Origin of the sequence: Lacinutrix sp. (assembly GCF_029238095.1) — a bacterium.
Lineage (GTDB): Bacteria > Bacteroidota > Bacteroidia > Flavobacteriales > Flavobacteriaceae > Lacinutrix.
In genome coordinates, this window is sequence record NZ_JAQWGS010000026.1 from 167594 (window position 1) to 183158 (window position 15565).

General features: G+C 31.1%; 15 protein-coding genes. 9 read left to right on the forward strand and 6 right to left on the reverse strand.

Annotated elements, in window-relative coordinates:
* From P8H50_RS08780 to P8H50_RS08795, 4 genes are all read left to right on the forward strand, one after another.
* Positions 1–1554 (forward strand): bifunctional response regulator/alkaline phosphatase family protein, encoded by a 1554-nt coding sequence (locus P8H50_RS08780; protein WP_300207911.1) that lies wholly within the window; start codon positions 1–3, stop codon positions 1552–1554.
* Positions 1555–1592: 38 nt separating this feature from the next.
* Positions 1593–2003 (forward strand): tRNA (adenosine(37)-N6)-threonylcarbamoyltransferase complex ATPase subunit type 1 TsaE, encoded by a 411-nt coding sequence (gene tsaE, locus P8H50_RS08785; RefSeq protein ID WP_300207913.1) that lies wholly within the window; start codon positions 1593–1595, stop codon positions 2001–2003.
* A 101-nt stretch (positions 2004–2104) separates the two neighbouring features.
* Positions 2105–3304, forward strand: coding sequence for an alanine dehydrogenase (locus tag P8H50_RS08790; protein WP_300207915.1), 1200 nt, complete (start codon positions 2105–2107; stop codon positions 3302–3304).
* A gap of 95 nt (positions 3305–3399) precedes the next feature.
* Positions 3400–3774, forward strand: a complete 375-nt coding sequence (locus P8H50_RS08795) for a hypothetical protein (RefSeq protein ID WP_300207918.1) — start codon at positions 3400–3402, stop codon at positions 3772–3774.
* A 24-nt stretch (positions 3775–3798) separates the two neighbouring features.
* Here the strand turns inward: P8H50_RS08795 and P8H50_RS08800 are convergent, their stop codons facing one another.
* Positions 3799–4971: a proline dehydrogenase family protein gene (locus tag P8H50_RS08800; RefSeq protein ID WP_300207921.1), complete on the reverse strand. Its 1173-nt coding sequence runs from the start codon at positions 4969–4971 to the stop codon at positions 3799–3801.
* 92 nt (positions 4972–5063) lie between these two features.
* Here P8H50_RS08800 and aroB point away from each other — a divergent pair, with 92 nt between their 5' ends.
* Positions 5064–6131: a 3-dehydroquinate synthase gene (aroB, locus tag P8H50_RS08805; RefSeq protein ID WP_300207923.1), complete on the forward strand. Its 1068-nt coding sequence runs from the start codon at positions 5064–5066 to the stop codon at positions 6129–6131.
* A 20-nt stretch (positions 6132–6151) separates the two neighbouring features.
* Here the strand turns inward: aroB and P8H50_RS08810 are convergent, their stop codons facing one another.
* From P8H50_RS08810 to P8H50_RS08820, 3 genes are all read right to left on the reverse strand, one after another.
* The gene (locus P8H50_RS08810; protein ID WP_300207925.1) at positions 6152–6667 is read right to left on the reverse strand and encodes a DinB family protein; all 516 of its coding nucleotides are present in this window, start codon (positions 6665–6667) and stop codon (positions 6152–6154) included.
* Positions 6668–6767: 100 nt separating this feature from the next.
* Positions 6768–7247, reverse strand: coding sequence for an AsnC family transcriptional regulator (locus P8H50_RS08815; protein WP_300207927.1), 480 nt, complete (start codon positions 7245–7247; stop codon positions 6768–6770).
* 71 nt (positions 7248–7318) lie between these two features.
* Positions 7319–8461 (reverse strand): M14 metallopeptidase family protein, encoded by a 1143-nt coding sequence (locus P8H50_RS08820; protein ID WP_300207929.1) that lies wholly within the window; start codon positions 8459–8461, stop codon positions 7319–7321.
* A 313-nt stretch (positions 8462–8774) separates the two neighbouring features.
* On the opposite strand from P8H50_RS08820, the gene P8H50_RS08825 reads away from it, so the two are divergent.
* The 4 genes from P8H50_RS08825 (at position 8775) to P8H50_RS08840 (ending at position 10911) form a co-directional block, all read left to right on the forward strand.
* The gene (locus P8H50_RS08825; protein WP_300207931.1) at positions 8775–9200 is read left to right on the forward strand and encodes a helix-turn-helix transcriptional regulator; all 426 of its coding nucleotides are present in this window, start codon (positions 8775–8777) and stop codon (positions 9198–9200) included.
* Positions 9201–9309: 109 nt separating this feature from the next.
* Positions 9310–9714 carry a hypothetical protein gene (locus P8H50_RS08830; RefSeq protein ID WP_300207934.1) on the forward strand — a complete coding sequence of 135 codons (405 nt, stop codon included), beginning with the start codon at positions 9310–9312 and terminating at the stop codon, positions 9712–9714.
* Between the two features lie 15 nt (positions 9715–9729).
* Positions 9730–10518, forward strand: coding sequence for a TerC family protein (locus tag P8H50_RS08835; RefSeq protein ID WP_300207937.1), 789 nt, complete (start codon positions 9730–9732; stop codon positions 10516–10518).
* A gap of 15 nt (positions 10519–10533) precedes the next feature.
* Positions 10534–10911, forward strand: a complete 378-nt coding sequence (locus tag P8H50_RS08840; protein ID WP_300207940.1) for a hypothetical protein — start codon at positions 10534–10536, stop codon at positions 10909–10911.
* On the opposite strand, the gene P8H50_RS08845 is transcribed toward P8H50_RS08840, so the two are convergent.
* Positions 10908–13622, reverse strand: coding sequence for a DNA gyrase/topoisomerase IV subunit A (locus tag P8H50_RS08845; RefSeq protein WP_300207943.1), 2715 nt, complete (start codon positions 13620–13622; stop codon positions 10908–10910). The two genes, P8H50_RS08840 and P8H50_RS08845, sit on opposite strands and share 4 nt — an antisense overlap.
* Positions 13623–15482: a DNA topoisomerase IV subunit B gene (locus P8H50_RS08850; protein ID WP_300207946.1), complete on the reverse strand. Its 1860-nt coding sequence runs from the start codon at positions 15480–15482 to the stop codon at positions 13623–13625.
* Positions 15483–15565: the final 83 nt, after the last annotated feature.

Below are 15565 nucleotides of genomic sequence, written 5' to 3' on the forward strand. Positions count from 1 at the left end.
ATGGATAAAATAAAAATACTTTGGGTTGACGATGAAATCGATTTACTAAAACCACATATTATCTTTTTAGAGCAAAAAAACTACAGTGTTACCAAGTGCAATAGTGGTACTGAAGCGCTAGAAATTTTAGATGACCAAAAATTTGATATCGTATTTCTAGATGAAAACATGCCTGGATTAAAGGGATTAGAGACTCTAAACGAAATTAAGGAAAAACAAGATACGCTTCCTGTGGTCATGATTACCAAAAGCGAAGAAGAATACATAATGGAAGAAGCTATTGGTAATAAAATTGCCGATTATCTAATAAAACCAGTAAATCCAAATCAGATTTTACTGAGTTTGAAGAAAAATTTAGACCATTCGCGACTAATTTCAGAAAAAACAACTTCGAATTATCAACAAGAATTTAGAAAAATAGCTATGGATATGGCCATGGTAAATAGTTATGACGAGTGGGTTTCGCTATACCAAAAACTAATTTACTGGGAAATGCAACTTGAAGATATAGAAGATTCTGGAATGTTTGAGATTTTAGAATCTCAAAAAAACGAAGCTAATATTCAGTTTGGAAAATTTATTGACAAAAACTATCCTTCATGGTTTGAGCCTAATGTAGATGCGCCAACACTGTCTTACAACCTGTTTAGAGATAAAATTGTACCTGAACTAAGCCAAGAACAACCAACATTATTAGTAGTTGTAGATAACTTACGTTACGACCAATGGAAAGCGTTTGAACCTTTTGTGACTAACCATTACAAAAAGAAATCTGAAACTGCATTTTTTAGTATTCTTCCTACTGCTACACAATATGCTAGAAATGCAATTTTCTCGGGCTTAATGCCAAGTGATATGGAAAAAATACATCCTGAATACTGGAAAAACGACACAGATGAAGGTGGTAAAAATATGCATGAAAACGATTTTCTAGAAGCACAATTAAAACGATTAGGATTATCGCATTTAAAACATGAATACTATAAAATCACTAATTTAAAAAATGGAAAAAAATTAGCCGAAAACTTTAAAGGCACTAAAGATAATGACTTGACAGTTGTGGTTTATAATTTTGTAGATATGTTATCGCATTCTAAAACAGAAATGGATGTTGTTAAAGAGTTAGCGTCTAACGATAAAGCTTATCGTTCTTTAACACAAAGTTGGTTTAAAAACTCACCATTACTAGAAATGATACAACAAGCACAACAAATGGGTTTTAAACTAATATTAACTACAGATCATGGAACTATTAATGTAAAAAACCCATCTAAAGTAATTGGTGATCGGGATACAAGTTTAAATCTTCGTTACAAAACAGGACGTAGTTTAAGCTATGAGAACAAAGATGTTTTAGCTGCAAAAGACCCAAAAACAATACACTTACCTTCTATATCTATGAATAGCTCTTTTATTTTTGCAAAAAGTGATTTGTTTTTTGCCTATCCAAATAACTACAATCATTATGTTAGCTATTACAGAAATACTTATCAACATGGAGGCGTTTCGTTAGAAGAGATGATTATTCCTTTTGTTGTTTTAAATCCTAAGTAAGAAACTTTATTTTGAGATTTCTTTTTTAACTTTGTGTCATGCTAAAAATTGATTATAAATTAGATGATTTAGAGCGTGTAGCTAAACAAATACTAGCACACTCTAACACAACAACATTTCTCTTAAAAGCTGAAATGGGTGCAGGTAAAACAACTCTTATTAAAGCTTTGGTTAAAGCGTTAGATAGTAACGACACCGTTAGCAGCCCAACATTTTCTCTTGTTAATGAATACCAATCTAAAACCAGAACAATTTATCATTTCGACTTATATCGCATAGAGGACGAAAGTGAACTTTACGATTTTGGAATTGAAGAGTATTTAAATTCTGATGCTTATTTATTTATTGAATGGCCAGAATTGATAGAGAATTTAATTTCAAATCATCATGTAATTACAATAAAAATTAAAGATGGTTTTAGCAGAACATTAGAAATGTCCTCTCATTAAAACATTTAGATTTCGCTAACTCAATTAATAAATCAACAACATACTTGTTAATTTACTATTTATTCGTAATTTAAATCTCTGTAAAAAACGATTAGTAAAACATGGCAAAATCCATTACTCCTTTCTCTAAAGCGCAACTCTTACCACAAGAAGAAACTTTAGAGGTTTTAAAAAGCAAAAGTTCATTGTTTATTGGTATTCCCAAAGAAACAGCTTTTCAAGAGAAACGCGTTTGCTTAACACCAGATGCAGTTTCGGCTATTGTAAACAATGGTCATCGCGTACTTATAGAATCTGGTGCTGGAAAAGGCTCTAAGTTTAGCGATAAAGACTACAGTGAAAATGGTGCAGAGATAACTAACGATGTTGCAAAGGTTTATAGTTGTCCAATGATATTAAAGGTCGAACCACCTACTCTTGAAGAACTAAAACTAATTAATCCGCAAACGATATTAATTTCGGCTTTACAGTTAAAAACTCAATCTAAAAAATATTTCGAAACACTTGCTAATAAACGCATAACAGCTCTGGCTTTCGAGTTTATTCGAGATGACGATGGTGCTTATCCTGCTGTTCGTGCTTTAAGTGAAATTGCAGGTACAGCTTCGGTTTTAATTGCTTCAGAGCTTTTAAGCAACACAACAAATGGTAACGGACTAATGTTTGGAAACATAAGTGGTGTTCCACCAATTGAAGTTGTTATACTTGGCGCTGGAACTGTAGGAGAATTTGCAGCTAGAAGCGCAATTGGTTTAGGTGCAAATGTCAAAATATTCGACAATTCAATTACCAAATTGCGATGTGTACAAACTAATTTAGGGAGAACACTCTACACCTCTACCATTCAACCAAAATACCTAAACAAAGCCTTAAAGCGCTGTGATGTTGTTATTGGAGCTGTTAGAGGTCGAGATCGCTCTCCTGTAATTGTTACTGAAGCCATGGTAGAACAAATGAAAAAAGGCTCTGTTATTATAGATGTTAGTATAGATATGGGTGGTTGTTTTGAAACCAGTGAAGTAACAACGCATAATCATCCTGTATTCGAAAAGCATGGTGTAATCCATTATTGTGTTCCAAATATTCCAGCACGTTATTCTCGAACGGCTTCTGCTTCTATCAGTAATATCTTTACGCCATACTTACTTAAAATTGCTGAAGATGGTGGACTAGAACATTCTTTACGAATGGATCCTGGTCTTAAAAGCGGACTCTACTTCTATCATGGTATTTTAACTAATCGTGCAGTAGGAGAATGGTTTGACCTAAGTTATAACGATATTAATTTACTTATTTTTTAATAATTTAATTAGTTCTTAAAACGTTACTTTAAATCGGTTATATTTCCGAATTTTGTCAAAACATTTAGATTTAAATTTATTCAAAAAATAAAAAAATGAGTTTAATAAAAAGATTTGGCTACTATTTTGGAGGTTTTGCTATTGGTTTAGTAATTCTCGCCTTTTTTTTAAACGGAAAAAAAGCTTCTTGCGATTATGGTCCAGATGCTAGAGTTTTAAAAAACATTAGAACCAAAACATTAGAATACTCTGCTGAAGCAACAGCCTTTATAAGCTTAAAAGGCATTGACACAACCAAAATAAACTACATACTTTACAAGGGAGATGTTAATTTTTCTGATAGTGATACTAGAAAAAAACCTTGTGGTGTTTATTTTGTTGAAGGCGAAATAGACGGAAAAGATACTGGACTCTCAGTAGAAAACTGTGATAAAACAGCTACAATTCAAAGTATAGAATTTATAGATTAATTTTAGTTAGATTTATAAAAACACTTACGCCTTTCTTCTTTTCATTTCTTTATTTAAAAGCGACAACTCTCGACCAGTTTGCCCTGCAACACTGGTGTTTTCTTCAGCACGACGAATAAGATATGGTATAACTTCTTTTATTGGTCCGAAAGGAATTAATTTTGCTGTGTTATAACCTTGTTCTGCAAGATTAAAACTAATATGATCACTCATACCATACAATTGACCAAACCAAACAGTATTATTATTACGCTCCATCTTTTTTTGAGCCATAAGCTCCATGGCTAAATATGAACTGGCTTCATTGTGAGTTCCAACAAATACAGAAAAATCTTTAGAATGATCTAATATATAACTTAATGCTGTGTTAAATGTTGTATCTGTATCTTCTTTAGTAGCGCATATTGGAGATGGATAACCTTTTTCTTCTGCACGTTCACGCTCTTTTTCCATGTAAGCACCACGAACAATTTTTAAACCTATTAGATAACCTTTTCCTTTGGCGCGTTCGTGTAACTGTTTCATGTAATCTATTCGATCCCAACGGTAACACTGTAAGGTATTGTATACTGTTAAACGTTCTGTATTGTATCGCTCCATCATTAATTCTACTAAATCGTCTGCTGCGTCTTGCATCCAGCTTTCTTCAGCATCAATCAATACACGAAGCTTTGCTTTATAAGTAGCTTTGCAAATGGCATCAAAACGCGCAACAATTCTATTCCACTCCTCTTGCTCATTAGTAGTTAACTCAGCTTTTTCAGAAACTTTCTGAAATAAACCAAAGCGTCCCAATGCAGTAGGTTTCATGGCTACTATATGAATTTCGTCATGCTCACTAGCAAATTGCACCAACTCCACCTTCTTTTTTGCAGCAGCATCAAAATCGGCTTCACTTTCTTTTCCTTCTACAGAAAAGTCCATGATAGAAGACACGCCTTTTTCATTTAACTTATATATAACTGGCAAACACTCCTTCTCTGTTTCTCCACCACAAAACTGACTAAAAATAGTCTTTTTTATTAAACCTTTAACTGGCAACCCTATATTTAAAGATGTTAAAGCTATTTTAGAACCTACACTAACCAATGTTGGGCTTGCCATCGTTTTAAATAAAAAATGTGCTTTTTGCAATTCTTTTTTAGATTTTAAAGCAAAAGCAATTTCTGTATTATTAAAAAATTTTTCAGTACTCATAAAAAAGCGAATATATTTAAGCAAATATAATTCAACTAAGTTATATTTCTTCAAAAACTCCTTACTTTTACAACATAATAATTTACTTTTTAATGAAACCAATAACAACACAGGATTACACTATTTATTTTAATAACGAAGGTTACAAACAAGTAAATGAGCATTTAAAAACCATAAACTATTCTAAAGTTTTTATTTTATGCGACACCAATACAAATATTGATTGCGTTCCTTTTTTTCTAGCAAATATTGATGCTGATGTTGCTTACGATATTTTAGAAATTGATCCTGGAGAAGAATCAAAAAATCTAGATATTTGTCTAGGACTTTGGGAAGCCTTGTCTGAATATGGTGCAGATAGAAAAAGTGTTATTATAAATATTGGTGGTGGTGTTGTAACAGATTTAGGTGGCTTTGTTGCGTCTACTTTTAAACGTGGCATAGACTTTATTAACATTCCAACCTCCTTATTAGCAATGGTAGATGCTTCTATAGGTGGAAAAACCGGAATTGACTTGGGACATCTAAAAAACCAAATTGGAGTTATTAATACTCCAGAATTAATAGTAGTTGATACAGCTTTTTTAGCGACTTTACCACAATTAGAAATGCGTTCTGGTTTAGCCGAAATGCTAAAACATGGTTTAATTTTTGATGAAAGTTATTGGAATAAGATTCAAGATTTATCTCAATCTACAATAGAAGATTTAGATGAATTAATTTACGAATCTATTATCATTAAAAAAAATATTGTTGCTCAAGACCCTACAGAACAAGGCTTACGAAAAACCTTAAATTACGGACACACCTTAGGACATGCCATAGAGTCTTATTTTATGGAAAACGACAACAAAGAGCGTTTACTCCATGGAGAAGCCGTTGCTATTGGTATTATTTTAGCAAATTTTCTTTCGGTTAAATATTGTGGTTTTTCAGAAGAAAAAAATACAGCCATTAAAGGAATTATTAAAGCTATTTATGGACATGTTGATATTCTTGAAACAGATTACTCATCAATTATAGAGCTTTTAAAATATGATAAGAAAAATGAGAATGGCAATGTCAACTTTGTGCTTTTAAAAGCAATTGGTAAACCCAAAATAGATTGCATTGTTAGCAACGAAGCAATAATAGAAGCTTTTGAGTTTTACAAACTTTAATTTAATGTAAATAAAAACTATTACAAATAACGTTCTTTAATTATTTCGCAATGGTGTTTTTCATGTCCTGCAATTAAAAAACCTAGTGCTCTAACAGATACTTCTCCTCCGCCTACAGTACCAACACTCCTTAAAGCATCGCTATTAAACGTTCTGTAAAGCGCTATTGTAGATTGCCTAACATAAGTATACTCTTCCAATAAGTCTTCTAATGTTCTAGTATTTGCATAACTTGTTTCAGCATATTCGTTTTCATTAAAACCAACAACAGGTGTTTTATCTTTTCTTGCAAAACGCAAAGCTCTATATGCAAAAACACGTTCTGAATCTATTATATGGCTAATAATTTCTTTAATAGTCCATTTATTAGCCTCGTAACGGTATTCTAACTTGTCTTCCGGAATGGATTTAAAAAAGCTAATAACCGTTTTTAGTCCATCTTCTAAACCATCTACTAATACTAATTCTCCAATTCTATTGATATAAGGCTGAAAAAAAGGTAAATACTCTCCTTTTTGTAAATCTGTGACTTTCATAACTTATGCTTAGGGCTTTAAAATTTATTTTCGGTTTTTTAATCCATAAAAAATGCCAAAACAATATAACTAAAGGACTTTAATTTATGATAGTTTAATACTATAGAGAGTTAAAAATATAATGCATTAACCTCTTTTTATCATTTAAGCTTTCTTCTAGAGAAATCATAGTTTCAGTTCTATACACTCCTTCAATATCATCTAACATAAAAATAACATCTTTAGCGTGCTCTGTATTTCTTGCTCTAATTTTACAGAAAATATTAAATTTACCAGTAGTAACATGTGCTACAGTAACAAAAGGTATTTCGTTAATACGTTCTAAAACAAACTTTGTTTGCGACGTATTTTGAAGAAAAACGCCAACATAAGCTATAAACGAGTATCCTAATTTTTTATAATCTAATTTCAACGAAGAGCCTTTTATAATACTTGCATCTTCCATTTTCTTTACTCTAACATGAACTGTACCAGCAGAAATTAGTAATTTTTTTGCTATATCTGTAAAAGGTACTCTAGTATTATCAATCAACATATCTAAAATTTGATGATCAATCTCGTCTAATTTAAACTTTGCCATTTTTTTGGTTTTATTAAATAAAAAACAAAAATAATACATTTTTAATGAATTATCCACATTAAAAACACGGATTAATCAAAATTTAATGCATATTTTTCATTATTTATTAAAACGAAAACGTTTTCGCTGCCTACAAATATTGGTTTATTTTTTTCGTTAAAAACCACTTGACCATTAGCGTCTATGTAGTTATGCGCAAAAAAAGCATCAAGCTTTTCAATTTTTTCAATTTTTGGTATAAAATGTACTGAATTTTCAATCAATCGTTCTTGATATTGAATAGCAACGTCTAATACTTCATTATTAAAAAGTACATTCTTAATAATAACATCGAAAAACAGCTTTCTATTTTGTGGAATTTGAAAATAATCATGATAATCGTTTAATGCAATAGCCTCTTCTACAATTGTAGTTAATGCTATGATATAGGACTGAAACACCAAACACCTTACCGCTTCTCTATCGTAATCGCTAGGGTAATGTCCAGCCTCAAACAAAATTGTAGGAACATTAAAACTCTGAAAAGTGTCTCCAACGCAGTTTATATTAAAAGCATCATCGTAAATACCAACCTGGTTAGGAATTTCATTTTGCAACATCTTATTTATTTTAACAATAACAGACATTGCTACCTTTCTATTTTCTGTTATTGAACAAACTTTATCCTGAGCTGGTGATAAAAAAGACAAAGTAGCAGGATTATTTGTATTGCCTGCGCTAAAAATAGTACGCTGTCCATGTAAATTAAAGCAATAATGCGGCTTGAACTCACTAAAAACGGTTCTTAAAACTAAACTTTCAGGCTGTGTAAGCTGTTGCGCATCTCTATTTAAATCTACACCATTAGCATTTAATCTCGTGTATGCTTTTGCTCCATCTGGATTTAAAATAGGAATAATAACAATTGTACAGGTTTTTAAAATTGATTTTGAATTTACGTGTGAAGACAAAAAATTAAGTAAATCGAAAAGCGATTTTGTGGTTGTAGATTCGTTTCCATGCATTTGAGACCACATTAATATCCTTTTTTTACCAGAACCAATAGTTATAGAAAAAAGGTCCTCTTTTAAAACAGACTGCCCAATAACTTGAATTTTAAAATTAGTTTGATGTTTTTTTAAAAGCGCAGCAATAGATTTTGTATGTATATAACGACCAAAAAGAGTAGTCTCTTTGTAGGTTTTAAAAATGGTTTTTAATGTAGTGTTCGTCATTCGTTAAAATCTTGTTTACAAATGTAACACTTTATATATTTACAATTGTAAACAGAAAATGTTACAATTGTAATTTACAACTGTAACCAAATCTTTAGAAAAATAGACTTGCATGCTATTGAAATTAGAACAAAATATATCACTAATATAAAATAAAGATTAAATTACATGTTTTCAGTTATTTAAGTGTATTCATATAAAGTTTTTAATTAATTAAATACTCAGTGATATACATTAATAATGATGAAGTTTTTTAAAAAATATACATTTGTAAACATGTTTATTCCAATTGATTGTTTACATTTGTATAACAATGATTAACAACGAAGATTTTACTAAAAGACTTAAAAAAGTCATAGATTACTACGGTGAAAGTGCCTCTTCTTTTGCCGAAAAAATTGGTGTGCAACGCTCTAGTATATCGCACATTCTTTCTGGTAGAAATAAGCCAAGTTTAGAATTTGTTTTAAAAGTACTCTCCTCTTTTCCAGAAGTAGAATTATATTGGTTAATGAATGGAAAAGGTGTTTTTCCTTCTGAAAAGATTTTAGAAGAAAAAACTGTGTACCAACCTAAAATTGATAATTCTGAAAATCAAGAATTATTTTCGAAATCTGAAACAGAACATTTACCTCCAGAAATTTCTGATATAAATCAAATTGCTTCAAATTCTAAAAAAGAAATAGATCGAATTGTTATTTTCTATAAAGATGGTAGTTTTTCAAATTTCGAAAATTAAGCAGTATTCTATTTAAAAAATTAAATACGCGATTCTTAGCGCTTCACTTTTATTGCTTTAAATTAAGTTTAAATTCTACTATTTTGTAAATTTGTTTAAAATCTATTATATGAGATTTACACTTCCTATTGTATTAATATTTCTATTATCAAGTTGCCAAGGCATTGAACGTAATTGTAAAGATTACAAAACAGGCTTTTTTGAGTTTACTTTTAAGGCTAATGGTGTTGAAAAAACTGCTAAATTTATTAGAACAGAACTTTTAAACATTGATCTTTTTGAAGGCAAAATAGACTCTGCTTCTATTAGATGGATAAATGATTGTGAATTTATTCAAAAAAAAATAAACCCAAAAAACATGGCAGAAGAACGTGCTGTGCATTTTAAAATCATTGCCACTACCAAAGACTCGTATACCTTTGAATACCAAGATGCCTCTCCAGATAGTAATAAGAAAAAACGAGTTGAAAAAGGAATTGCTTATCGTGTTTCAGAATTTAATATTAATCCATAAAAAAAACAACAACTCATGTTAGATTTTCTATTAACTTCGGATGCCATTTTTGCCTTATTAACTTTAACCTTTTTAGAAATTATTCTTGGGATAGATAATATTGTTTTTATTTCTATTGCTGCTAATAAGTTACCAGAAAAACAACGTAATAAGGTAACAAACATTGGATTATTACTGGCAATGGTGCAACGTATAATATTATTATTCTTTGTGTCGTTTTTAGTTGGTTTGTCTAAGCCTTTCAAAATAATAGAAACCAACTGGCTACATCTTGAAATTAGTTGGCAAGCTCTTATATTATTTGGTGGTGGATTATTTTTAATCTACAAATCGACTTCTGAAATAAGAGAAAAAGTAGAGACTCCTAATCATGATGAAAATGAAGTAAAAGGAAAAGTGATTAAATCTTTACAACAAGCCATTGTCCAAATTTTAATTATTGATTTTATTTTTTCTATAGATTCTATATTAACTGCTGTTGGTATGACTAATGGACTATCTGATAACCACAACCACAATCTGGTTTTAATGATTATTGCTGTGGTAATATCTATTATTATTATGATAGTTTTCGCTAATAAAATTAGACTTTTTATTGAAAGAAATCCAAGTATACAGATACTAGGATTGTCGTTTTTAATACTTATAGGCTTTATGCTAATTACAGAAGCTGGACATTTGTCTCATACTGCATTATTTGGTAACTCTGTTGGTGCAATACCTAAAGGTTACTTATATTTTGCTATTGCTTTTTCTTTGTTAGTAGAATTTTTAAACCAGAAAGTTAGTAAAACAAAGAAGTAGTAATAAATTTAATTTATGAAATTTCATCAGAAAAAAACTTTAGTATTAAAAGTACTCGATAGTCTACCAAATAAGTTAGGCTATTATTTATATCATAAAATTCAAAAAAAATCTTTTAAAGATATCACTAAAAATATTAAAGCAAATAATAATAGTTATAGCGTAGTTAAGCATATATTAAACACTATAAATATAGATTTAAAAGATAAAAACATAATTGAAATTGGCTCTGGATGGCTACCACATATGCCTTATTTACTCAAGATTAAAGAAAATTATAAAACGATTTACACATACGATTTAAATAACCATTACAATGTAAAAAATATTGAAAAATTAAATACCTATTTTAAAACCTGTGGGAGAACCAAAATAAATAACGCTACACTTTAAAATAACTTTGCTTGTCCTGTTTCATCAATATCAAAAGCGTCGTCATTAGGATTTTCTGGAGTGTTAGAAGATTCTTTGCTTATGCTTTGATTGTCACTCTCCTCTTTTTTTGATGTAGTAGCTGTATTTGAAGTTACATTTTCCTCATCTACAACATCAATATCTTCTGCATGTACTTCTTCTGGAGCTTCGTAGGGTATAGGATCTAACAAATTAACCTGGTTTACCTTGTATTTAGTAAGCTGATTCCCTAAAGCAGCTATGCCTTTTATAGCAATAAATTCTTCAATATTAATTTCTTCATTATCTCTTCTATCTTTACCTCTGTCTTTAGCAAAAACAATTTCTGCCATTGGTTTCCAGTCTGTAGAAACAATTTCTAATTGTGAGTTTTCGTGTTCTGAAATAAATACTTCTTCTTTGTCTTCGTTTTCTATTAAAAAACGTTTAACATAGTATTTTTCTTTTTCACCATCGAAATAAATGGCTGAAATGGGCTTTTTAGGAATCCATTTTTCCATAACAATCATATCATCATCAAAATGCAATGTTACCTCTGGTGTTACGGTTTTAACCTCTCCTTTTTGGTGAATAATTAAAAGTTTGTCTTCTCCTCTAAATTCACCAACTAGTTCGCCTCGACCATCTACATTTAAACGTTGTACAGTATCATCAAACCATATTTTACGCGGTTTAAGTGTAGACACTCCTTTTTCTTTTAATTCTATTTTTTTGATAGGATATTTTGTAACCACGTTTCCTTTACTTGCACGTCCTTTAATTAAAATATCGGCAAAATCAATATCCCATTTTAGTTTTTTTACACTACCTACTTGACGTAAGAAAACCGAAATCACTTCGGCTTCGCCATTTGGATTTGCAGAAAAATACCATAATTTAGAACTTTTAGTTCCGTTTGTTAAATCGTATTCTTTATCTCTTGTTATTGAGGTGACTGCAAAACGTTTTATGTAAGATGCTCCTTTACTGCCATCACGATAAATCATGTTGTAAATGGTGCGTTTATCTTTCTTTTTAAACACAGCGACATGAATAATATCTTTACCTATAAAGGTTTTAGAATCAACTTTAGTTACCATCATTTTTCCGTCTCCTGTAAATGCAATAATATCGTCTATATCACTACAATCACCTACATACTCGTCTTTTCTTAAAGACGTACCAACAAAACCTTCTTCTCTATTTACATACAGTTTTGTGTTTCTAATAACAACCTTTGTTGCGTCTACATCTCCAAAGGTTCTTATTTCTGTTTTACGCTCACGTCCTTGGCCATATTCCTTTTTTAATCTTGTAAAATAAGCAATAGCATAATCTATTAAGTGTGCTAAATGATGTTTCACTTCTGCTATTTGCTCTTCTAAAGCATCAATTTTTTGTTGTGCTTTATCGATATCAAATTTTGAAATACGTTTAATTCTAATTTCTGTTAAACGTGTTATATCATCAACAGTAATGGCACGTTTTAAATGTTTTATACGTGGTTGAAGTCCTTTGTCTATTGCATTAATAACACCTTCCCAAGTTTCTTCTTCTTCAATATCTCGGTAGATTCTGTTTTCTATAAAAATGCGTTCTAAACTTGCAAAATGCCATTGTTCTTCAAGTTCGCCAAGTTTTATTTCAAGCTCTTGTTTTAAAAGTTGAACTGTATTATCTGTACTTCTACGAAGCATTTCGGTGACACCAACAAATAATGGTTTATTGTCTTCAATTACACAACCTAATGGTGAAATTGAGCTTTCACAACTTGTAAAGGCAAATAAAGCATCGATAGTTTTGTCTGGTGATAATCCTGAAGGTAAATGAATTAAAATTTCAACCTCAGCAGCAGTATTATCTTCAATCTTTTTTATTTTAATTTTTCCTTTATCGTTCGCTTTTAAAATAGAATCTATAAGCGTTGATGTTGTTGTACCAAAAGGAATCTCTGTAATAGCTAATGTAGTTTTATCGACTTGTGAAATTTTAGCGCGAACACGTACTTTCCCTCCTCTTAATCCATCGTTATACCCTGAACAATCTGCAATTCCTGCAGTTGGAAAATCTGGTAAAATTGTAAAGCGTTTGCCTTGTAGATGTTTAATTGAAGCATCGATTAACTCTATAAAATTGTGTGGTAATATTTTGGTAGACAAACCTACTGCAATACCTTCTCCTCCTTGTGCTAACAATAGCGGAAACATAACTGGTAAGTTTACAGGCTCTTTACGTCTGCCATCGTAACTGGCTTGCCATTCTGTAATTTTTGGATTGAAAACAACGTCTAATCCAAATTTAGATATTCGTGCCTCAATATAACGAGATGCTGCTGCACGATCTCCAGTTAATATGTTTCCCCAGTTTCCTTGTGTGTCTATTAATAAATCTTTTTGCCCAATTTGCACCATTGCATCTGCAATACTAGCATCTCCATGTGGATGATACTGCATGGTGTGCCCAACAATGTTTGCTACTTTGTTGTAACGACCATCGTCGAGATCTTTCATAGAATGCATAATACGACGTTGCACAGGCTTAAAACCATCTTCAATTGCTGGTACTGCACGTTCTAAAATAACGTACGAAGCATAATCTAAAAACCATTCTTTGTACATTCCAGTAATTCTGGTAATGGTTTCTTGTGGTTCTTGGTTCTCTGGGTTTTCGTTATTTAGATTTTCTAAATCGTCGTTTTGCTCTTCTGTCATCTACTTTTCCTCTTCAATTATATCTAACTCCACTTTAAGGTTATCAATTATAAACTCTTGTCGTGTTGGTGTGTTTTTTCCCATGTAAAAAGATAACAAGTCTTCAACAGACATGTTGTCGTCTAACATTACAGGATCTAAACGAATATTTTCACCAATAAAATGTACAAATTCGTCTGGTGATATTTCACCTAAACCTTTAAATCGAGTAATTTCTGGTTTTGGTTTTAATTTTTCTATTGCTTCTCGTCGCTCTTCATCTGAATAACAATAAATAGTTTCCTTTTTATTACGCACTCTAAATAAAGGTGTTTGTAATATGTATAAATGTCCTTCTTTTATAACTTCTGGAAAAAACTGAAGAAAAAAGGTAATTAACAATAGGCGAATGTGCATACCATCTACATCTGCATCTGTTGCGATTACTACATTATTATATCGTAAGTCTTCTAAGGATTCTTCAATATTTAAAGCTGCTTGGAGCAGGTTAAATTCTTCATTTTCGTAAACAATTTTCTTTGTTAAACCATAGCAATTTAATGGCTTTCCTTTTAAACTAAAAACCGCTTGAGTATTAACATCTCGAGACTTCGTTATACTTCCTGATGCAGAATCTCCCTCTGTAATAAATAGCGTAGACTCTAAGTTTCTATCGTGTTTAGTGTCGCCAAAATGCACACGACAATCGCGCAATTTTTTGTTGTGTAAGCTTGCTTTTTTAGCGCGATCTTTAGCTAATTTTCTAATACCAGACAACTCTTTACGCTCTCGCTCTGCTTGTAATATTTTACGTTGAATTTTTTCGGCTGTTTCTGGATTTTTATGTAAATAATTATCTAAATAGGTTTTTAAAAAATCGTTTATATAAGTTCTAACGGTTGGTAAATCGCCACCCATATCTGTAGAACCCAATTTTGTTTTGGTCTGACTTTCGAAAACAGGCTCCATTACTTTTATGGCAATGGCAGAGACAACAGATTTTCTAATATCTGATGCATCGTATTGTTTTCCATAAAAATCACGAATGGTTTTTACAAGAGCCTCTCTAAATGCGGTTAAGTGCGTTCCACCTTGTGTTGTATTTTGGCCGTTTACAAAACTGTTATATTCTTCGCTATATTGGGTTTTACTGTGAGTTAAAGCTACTTCTATATCGTCTCCACGAAGATGAATAATTGGATAAAGCAAATCGGACTGTGCTATTTTTTCAGCCAACAAATCTTTTAAGCCATTTTCACTAAAATATTTTTCGCCATTAAAAACTATGGTTAAACCAGGATTAAGATAAACATAGTTTTTTAGCATCTTAACTATGTATTCTGATCTGTACAAATATTTCTTAAAGATGATTTCATCTGGAATGAAAGAAACTTTTGTTCCTTTTCTTCGACTGGATTCTTCTAATAACTCTTGGTTAATTAAATTACCTTGTTCAAAATCTGCTGATGCACTTTTACCATCTCGAGAGGATTCAACTCTAAAATAAGACGATAAGGCGTTAACTGCTTTGGTACCAACACCGTTTAATCCTACTGATTTTTTAAAGGCTTTAGAGTCGTATTTTCCTCCTGTATTCATTTTAGAAACAACATCTACAACTTTACCAAGTGGAATACCACGTCCATAATCGCGAACAATCACTTTACTACCTTGAACAGAAATTTCTATGGTTTTTCCTGCTCCCATAACATACTCATCTATAGAGTTATCGAGCACTTCTTTTAGTAGAATATAAATACCATCGTCTGGTGATGAACCATCGCCTAATTTACCAATATACATACCTGGACGCATACGAATATGCTCTTTCCAATCGAGCGAGCGTATATTATCTTCGGTATATTTAGTTTGTTCAGACATAGAATTGATTAAAATTTCGTGATAGAACGCTAATATAATACAACGTTACAAAAAATGAAACACTGCATTGATAAAGTAATTAA

Bases quoted from the DNA above. Each gene is read 5' to 3' on its own strand.
- P8H50_RS08780 (WP_300207911.1), top strand. From the start codon at position 1: ATGGATAAAATAAAAATACTTTGGGTTGACGATGAAATCGATTTACTA.
- tsaE (WP_300207913.1), top strand. From the start codon at position 1,593: ATGCTAAAAATTGATTATAAATTAGATGATTTAGAGCGTGTAGCTAAA.
- P8H50_RS08790 (WP_300207915.1), top strand. From the start codon at position 2,105: ATGGCAAAATCCATTACTCCTTTCTCTAAAGCGCAACTCTTACCACAA.
- P8H50_RS08795 (WP_300207918.1), top strand. From the start codon at position 3,400: ATGAGTTTAATAAAAAGATTTGGCTACTATTTTGGAGGTTTTGCTATT.
- P8H50_RS08800 (WP_300207921.1), bottom strand. From the start codon at position 4,971: ATGAGTACTGAAAAATTTTTTAATAATACAGAAATTGCTTTTGCTTTA.
- aroB (WP_300207923.1), top strand. From the start codon at position 5,064: ATGAAACCAATAACAACACAGGATTACACTATTTATTTTAATAACGAA.
- P8H50_RS08810 (WP_300207925.1), bottom strand. From the start codon at position 6,667: ATGAAAGTCACAGATTTACAAAAAGGAGAGTATTTACCTTTTTTTCAG.
- P8H50_RS08815 (WP_300207927.1), bottom strand. From the start codon at position 7,247: ATGGCAAAGTTTAAATTAGACGAGATTGATCATCAAATTTTAGATATG.
- P8H50_RS08820 (WP_300207929.1), bottom strand. From the start codon at position 8,461: ATGACGAACACTACATTAAAAACCATTTTTAAAACCTACAAAGAGACT.
- P8H50_RS08825 (WP_300207931.1), top strand. From the start codon at position 8,775: ATGATTAACAACGAAGATTTTACTAAAAGACTTAAAAAAGTCATAGAT.
- P8H50_RS08830 (WP_300207934.1), top strand. From the start codon at position 9,310: ATGAGATTTACACTTCCTATTGTATTAATATTTCTATTATCAAGTTGC.
- P8H50_RS08835 (WP_300207937.1), top strand. From the start codon at position 9,730: ATGTTAGATTTTCTATTAACTTCGGATGCCATTTTTGCCTTATTAACT.
- P8H50_RS08840 (WP_300207940.1), top strand. From the start codon at position 10,534: ATGAAATTTCATCAGAAAAAAACTTTAGTATTAAAAGTACTCGATAGT.
- P8H50_RS08845 (WP_300207943.1), bottom strand. From the start codon at position 13,622: ATGACAGAAGAGCAAAACGACGATTTAGAAAATCTAAATAACGAAAAC.
- P8H50_RS08850 (WP_300207946.1), bottom strand. From the start codon at position 15,482: ATGTCTGAACAAACTAAATATACCGAAGATAATATACGCTCGCTCGAT.